The 5,755-nt window shown below is 57.3% G+C and carries 7 protein-coding genes; 1 reads left to right on the top strand and 6 read right to left on the bottom strand.

The annotated features are described in order from the left end of the window. Positions 1 to 186: 186 nt before the first annotated feature. A complete protein-coding gene (locus QSG27_RS27335; RefSeq protein ID WP_306711791.1) occupies positions 187 to 552 on the bottom strand; it encodes a DUF6626 family protein in 366 nt (121 codons plus the stop codon). Positions 553 to 674: 122 nt separating this feature from the next. Between QSG27_RS27335 and QSG27_RS27330 the strand changes: the two genes are divergently transcribed. Then, positions 675 to 1,259 (top strand): hypothetical protein, encoded by a 585-nt coding sequence (locus QSG27_RS27330; RefSeq protein WP_306711789.1) that lies wholly within the window; start codon positions 675 to 677, stop codon positions 1,257 to 1,259. Positions 1,260 to 1,918: 659 nt separating this feature from the next. Here QSG27_RS27330 and QSG27_RS29320 read toward each other — a convergent pair. From QSG27_RS29320 to QSG27_RS27310, 5 genes are all read right to left on the bottom strand, one after another. After that, positions 1,919 to 2,992 carry a cysteine desulfurase family protein gene (locus QSG27_RS29320; protein WP_407653280.1) on the bottom strand — a complete coding sequence of 358 codons (1,074 nt, stop codon included), beginning with the start codon at positions 2,990 to 2,992 and terminating at the stop codon, positions 1,919 to 1,921. Between the two features lie 59 nt (positions 2,993 to 3,051). Next, positions 3,052 to 3,729 (bottom strand): class I SAM-dependent DNA methyltransferase, encoded by a 678-nt coding sequence (locus tag QSG27_RS27320; protein WP_306711785.1) that lies wholly within the window; start codon positions 3,727 to 3,729, stop codon positions 3,052 to 3,054. Next, complete coding sequence (locus QSG27_RS27315) at positions 3,726 to 4,370, bottom strand: hypothetical protein (RefSeq protein ID WP_306711783.1); 645 nt, start codon at positions 4,368 to 4,370, stop codon at positions 3,726 to 3,728. Before QSG27_RS27315 ends, QSG27_RS27320 begins: the two co-directional genes overlap by 4 nt. Beyond that, positions 4,367 to 4,879, bottom strand: a complete 513-nt coding sequence (locus QSG27_RS29315) for a non-canonical purine NTP pyrophosphatase (protein ID WP_407653279.1) — start codon at positions 4,877 to 4,879, stop codon at positions 4,367 to 4,369. The genes QSG27_RS27315 and QSG27_RS29315 overlap by 4 nt, the downstream gene beginning before the upstream one ends. Continuing rightward, positions 4,876 to 5,755, bottom strand: an 880-nt coding sequence (locus tag QSG27_RS27310; RefSeq protein ID WP_306711781.1) for a dTMP kinase, incomplete at its 5' end; no start/stop codon positions are given. The genes QSG27_RS29315 and QSG27_RS27310, both read right to left, overlap by 4 nt.

The following is a 5,755-nucleotide window of genomic DNA, read 5'->3' as shown; positions in this document are numbered from 1 at the left end:
AACTCGTGCCCTGGGAATGGAAGGCAATCCGCGAGCAGACGAAAGCTGTCTGACCGCGGCACTCAGCGGATGCTTACGGCAATAGGTCGATGACGCGACCTGAGCTGGAAGCTCTACGCCTGCGCATGCGCCTTTGCGCGACAGGCTCTTGCCGCCTCTACCAGCGTGTGCCATGCGCCTCTGGGATCAGGCAGTAGTGCAGGCGGCTGAACGCGGGCGGGCTGCTGGCAGAGCGTCCTGTGTGCTTTTACCGCCCCGACGCTTTGGCGTCGTCGCGACCGCCCGAGCGCGCATGTGGTCCCACATCTCATCGACTAAGTTGCTGAAGATTTGAGCCTGCTTGGTGAAACGCGTGTCGATCGACAGGTGATCGGTTAGACGCTCCAAACGTGCCGCTAAGCCCATAAGCGCTGTCATGTGCGGATCGCGGCCGGTGGCGAGAAGAAAGCTGAAATATCGGTCGCTCGCCCCAAGCCAATTCCGGCTGAATTCTGCCTGCGTGGAACAAACGCCGACGTTGAGCAGAATATTGTAGGTCTTCACTGCAATCATGTAAAATCACCGTATTGGATATAGCCGCCTTTATTTATCGAGGCGCAGGGAAATTTTCGTAACGAAAAATTTTCCGACATTGATCCGCATAAATACTACGAACATAGTCTGGAGAGCATTTTATGGGTATGCCTGTTCGGCAGTTCACGAGGAACGAAATTCAAGCAGCGAATGCCGCATTTCAGGCCCAGACAGTGGAGCTGGTGAAGAAGAAAACGCTTGCGCCGTTGCCAAAGAGGACCACGACCATTGTCGGTGGCCGCGCGAAGTGGAAGCAAGCCTGGGTCGATTTGCTTCGGGAAAAGGGCGCATCCCACACCGTGACGTTCGCGTTCAACCACCCCATCTCAGTGGATGGCGCACGCGAACGGTTTGGTGAATTTCTACAGCAGCTTGATCGCGCATTGCTCGGCCCAAGATACGCGAAGAAGCCCGAGAGGCGCACGTTCGCCGTAGCGTTCGCGGAGAACATCACGTCGAACATCCACCTTCACGCCGTTTTCGCCGTAGCGCCCGAGCATCAGGACAGGTTCCTGTCGGATGCGGACGGGATTTGGAAAAAGCTGTTTCCCGGCGGCGACGTGAACATCAAGTCCATCGACGATCTCGCTGGGGCTGTCGATTACATGACCAAGCACACCAGCCATAAAGATGTTTTTGACAGCCAAATTCTGTCAACGGAGTTTCAACGTTCGGCGAGCGCGTAACCTCGCCCTCCATAGCACCCCAATTGAGCCTTTTGCCACGCTAAGGACATCAACGGACTGCGTTTGAACCTGGACCACATGCCCCGCATCAGCGAGGTGTGTAGTTCATCTTTTTGTTTAAATGAAACTATGGATAACAATGTAGATCATGTTAATGCTCAAACGACAAAAAACACCAACAACAACACACAACAGCAACTCCTACACACAGCCACACGTCAGCAATCACCAACTACGCATAAATCAAGTTTCTGCTTCAACTGCCCACGCCTTTCCATCAAGATTATTCCGAGCCAGTTCGTCCCCACTCCCGAAGGGCACTCGCCCCAAATTCGATCACCCCAATCATTGCCCTCGATGAGCCCCCGATCCCCTGTAGCGAGTAGCAGTTTCGCAAGCAGACAAATTGAGGGTGTCACGGAGTAACGCTGTGATTGAGATAATTTTCTTGGACCGCTCACCGCCGCATCTTTGTGCTTCTGACCGGCAGCTTTCACACACGCGGCGCGGACTGCTGAACGGCTCTTTTGAGTCCGCAAGGGATGGTTGCCAGCTACGGAAAGCGTTGGCAGCACAGAAGCGGCAAAAGCAATTTGAATCCACCGTTTCCGCGTGACAGCATCGACAAATTCAATCCAGCAACAGCCTCCCAAGCCTAGTTAAATGCTACCCCATCGAGCAGACAGCTCTTTCGCCGTTGACGTGATCAGGTCTGCCGCCTCTGCGATGTCGTCACCAGTGGTTCCACGGCCAGCTTGAATGCGAAGCGCCCCCCTAGATGCCTCAGAAGGACGCCCGATGGCAGTCAGCACGGGGTCAACACCGGCCTGTGTACACGCCATTCCTGTTGAGGCAATCACCCGTGGGATGCGCGCGAGTAGAGTGCGGGTGTCAGCCCCCCGTATGCTGACATGAACTCCGCCTGGCAGACGGTTTTGAGCGGGGCCGTTGGGGGTGAAGTCGAGTCCAGATTTTTCCAGCCGCGCCCAGAAATCAGTTCCCAGGCACCTGAGATATTGCGCGTCAGCTTCAAGCCTTTCGACGGCAAGGTCACATGCCCGTCCGAACCCCACAATGGCGGGGACATTCAAAGACCCCGCCCGCAAGCCCCGTTCCTGCCCGCCACCAAGAATTTGGGGGTGCCAAGCGAGTTGCTGGGCGCGAGGAGATAGCCAGAGAGCGGCAACTCCCTTGGGGCCGTAGCATTTATGGCTTGAGACGGTCACGAAGTCAGCAGCCCAGGCCGACGCAGAGATTGGAACGCGACCTGATGTCTGAGTGGCATCAACGTGTAGAAACGCTCCGTGACGGCGGCATATTGCGCTGATTTCGCTTAGTGGCTGGATGGTATGAATGATCTGGTTGCCGTGCTGCACCGACACCATCGCGGGCGGCATGCGGGAGAGGGCCTGCTCAAGGTCCTCAAGGTCAATCACGCCAAATTTGTCGATGGGAAGAATGTGGAGATTCGCGCCTTCCAACTGTCGCTGTTGGGCAGGCCGAAGGACGGATGGGTGTTCAATCGGTGCTACGACAAGTGTTTGCCAAGCCGGGCCGCGAATTGCGAGATTATTCGCCTCGGTTGCGCTGGCCGTGAAGATGACGTCTCCATCGGAAACACCAACCAGGGCTTTAACGCAGGTTCGCACTCTTTCGACCGCCTGGGATACCTCTCGGCATGCGAGGTGATCACCAGATGGCTGAAAGAATTGATCTGCCATAAACGGAAGCATGGCCTCGAGGGCTGACCTGTCCAGCGGAGTGGTCGCGTTGTGGTCAAGGTAGATGAAGTTCATGGCGCAAATGCAACGAAGAGCGACGAACGGGTTGGCGGGGCTATCAGCTCGACACGGGAGAACCATGACATGGCAGCCATTTCCGCGAGTTCCTTCAGTCCGTACCCTGTCTTGTTGTGGGGTAAATCAGGGTCCTCTTTGTTCAAGGCGTCCAGGATGAGGATGCCGGCGTCAAGAATTCGGCCGCGCAGGATTTTGAGCAGGGTTAGGCCATTCTCCGCACCGTAATGGCTGAGAAGCACCCCGCGGCTGATAATCGCGGAGCACCCAGCAGGGATGCAGTCGGCCTCGAACACGTTGCCCTCGATAAGCATAGACCCTGTTCCCAAGCGAGTCCGAGCCAGATCGAGCATCCGTGGACTGATGTCGATGCCTGTGGACCAGGGAAAGCGGTCTCGGACGGCGTAAAGCATTTCACCAGTGCCGCAGCCCAGATCGACGACACCGCCTGGAATGGGTTGCGGTAGTCGCTCCAGCGTTGCAAGCATGGCATCCAGGTAGAGACTGTAAGAGTTATCCCGGTTGAGATGGCAGGACGGATCGCCAAGGTCGGATGCCCAGCGTTCAGCTCGCAAATCCCATCTTTGGCGGATGTACTCGATATCCAGGTTCGTATATCGCCCCCGTTCACCGACTGGCTGTCCGTCGTAGGTGGCGTCGGCGAGCGGTTTCATGGCCAATTTGCCGAATAGAGAGCTAGGGTTTCTCGAATCTCACTCAGGCCCAGGTAATCACGCCAGTGCCAGCGCTCGGGGATGCCCATTGCCTTGGTGATTTGCGAGCGGATGTACTGAGACGGGACGCCTTCGACCGCATAGGCCTCACTTCGCCCCGAGCCATCCCGAATCCACAGGTACTCACCTCCGCGAAATTCAGCCAAATCACGAGCACTCTCGACTTTCACCCCGTTGTCAAAATGGGGGATGTGCTTCCAAATGTCGATGTTGGCCGGGAAGACATTGACATGGGCATGGTCCACGCAGCATGCGCCCTTCGAACCGTTACAGCCAGGGCCGTGCTCAAAGAAAATCATCGGGGCCCCGAAAAGGGACTCACCCAGGTTAGCTACTTGATCGACGAGACCATCAAGCTCTTGGGCTTCGGCATCCTCGAGTCCCGCGCAGCTTCTGGCGTGACGGCGGAGCAGGAGGAGCAGGCCGCCTGGGACAAAACACCCCAGAGGGGGCATTGCGAGCCAAAAGGGGGATTGGTAGAGGGCGCGGTCAGTGGGAAGAGTGCCGCGCAGATCGTTCCAGACCGAGCGCGGATGCCCGGCAATTTCGTCACAAAAGACGCAGTTGGAGGTTTGAGTCATCGAGATTCCCCAAAAGCTTGAAGCGCACGCAACCGATGGAGAGTGGTCGGATACTCCCCTTCATCGGGTATGAACCAGGCAGACAGAGGCCCAGGCGCATGCGGGAGAAGCGGGCGGTCTACGTCCAGGAACCCATGAACCGAACCGCGCCAAATGGTCTCCGTACCGTCGCGGAATATTGCTATCCCGCAGGACAATGTGGCCCCGGTATGCTCAGAACAGATGAGGCTGCGGAACCCCTCTGCTCCAAGCATCTTCAAGCTTGTGCCAGTCATTGGCCCAGGGAACGAAGGGAAGCGATCCAGATATAGGCAGGCATCATCCACTAGGCATGGAAAACCCATTATCGTGGCCGCCCGCTTGGCCTTGTCCGCAAGTACGACGTCAGCATCCGAGGACTGAATCTCTGGAATTGATTCGGTCGGCGGGATGACCTCGATGCGCAGGGACTCAAGGACGCTTTTGACCGCGCCGAATTTGGCAGGATTAGACGTCACGAGAACGGTCATGGCTCAAGAATCTCGAGGATGCGTTCGGTGATGGTGTCGGAGGTCTCATTGGCTGGAATAAACACGACGGGAACGCCCGCCTGAGCCAGCCAAGCAAAGAGATCGCGCTCCCGCTGGTGAGCCTGCACCCCTGTGGGGCCAACCTCATCCCACTGTCGTTCCAAGCTGGTCTTGTTTGCGATGCGGGCCTGACAGGCGGCTGGGTCGGCATCAAGATAGATGGTGAGGTCTGGGAAGGGTATCTCGGCCGCAAACATGTCTAATGCCCTGAGAACAGTTCGAATGCGGCTTGGCTCCAGGGCTGCATGGACTGCAAGCGTAGACCAGACACAGCGGTCGATTACGACATCGTCTTCAGCAGGCAAATCTGACTGCAGCTCTATCGTCCCCGCTAGATAATGGAGTAGGGCGGCTTGCCAATGCTTAGAGGAGAGCACGCGCGTTTTCAGCGAAACCTCTTCCCATAGCGCCGGCACGCCACGCATCGAGACCGCACCCAATCGCTCTGTCACCCTGGAACAGACGGTAGATTTCCCCGCACCATTCGGCCCCTCAATCGCGATCAGGCGTCGGGAGGAATCTCGCCGCCCTCCTTTCCTCGCATAGCTCAGCCATGAGGAAGAAGGCAGGGACGACACTTGGCCAAGCCCCGCGCCCAGCCGTATTGCTTCAAGGGGATGTCGGCTGAAAACGGTTTCCTTGCCGAGCATGATCCCCGACGCACCCGAGAGCGATGCATGGGCCACGTCCACAAGCTCGCAGCGTTGAGGAATCCCTGTCTCGGCGAAAATCTCAAGTGATACCGCCGCGCTTAAGCATTGACACATGGGAGCCACGGATAGCTGGTGAGGGAGCGTAGGCGCTCCGGTGTGGCGG

Origin of the sequence: Azospirillum isscasi, assembly GCF_030849505.1 — a bacterium.
Classification (GTDB): domain Bacteria; phylum Pseudomonadota; class Alphaproteobacteria; order Azospirillales; family Azospirillaceae; genus Azospirillum; species Azospirillum isscasi.
Note: the sequence above shows the minus strand (reverse complement) of the source record. Positions and strands in the feature narration are given on the sequence as shown.

Coding starts and splice junctions, on each gene's coding strand:
- QSG27_RS27315 (WP_306711783.1), bottom strand. CDS start 4,370: ATGACTCAAACCTCCAACTGCGTCTTTTGTGACGAAATTGCCGGGCAT.
- QSG27_RS29320 (WP_407653280.1), bottom strand. CDS start 2,992: ATGCTTCCGTTTATGGCAGATCAATTCTTTCAGCCATCTGGTGATCAC.
- QSG27_RS27330 (WP_306711789.1), top strand. CDS start 675: ATGGGTATGCCTGTTCGGCAGTTCACGAGGAACGAAATTCAAGCAGCG.
- QSG27_RS29315 (WP_407653279.1), bottom strand. CDS start 4,879: ATGACCGTTCTCGTGACGTCTAATCCTGCCAAATTCGGCGCGGTCAAA.
- QSG27_RS27320 (WP_306711785.1), bottom strand. CDS start 3,729: ATGAAACCGCTCGCCGACGCCACCTACGACGGACAGCCAGTCGGTGAA.
- QSG27_RS27335 (WP_306711791.1), bottom strand. CDS start 552: ATGATTGCAGTGAAGACCTACAATATTCTGCTCAACGTCGGCGTTTGT.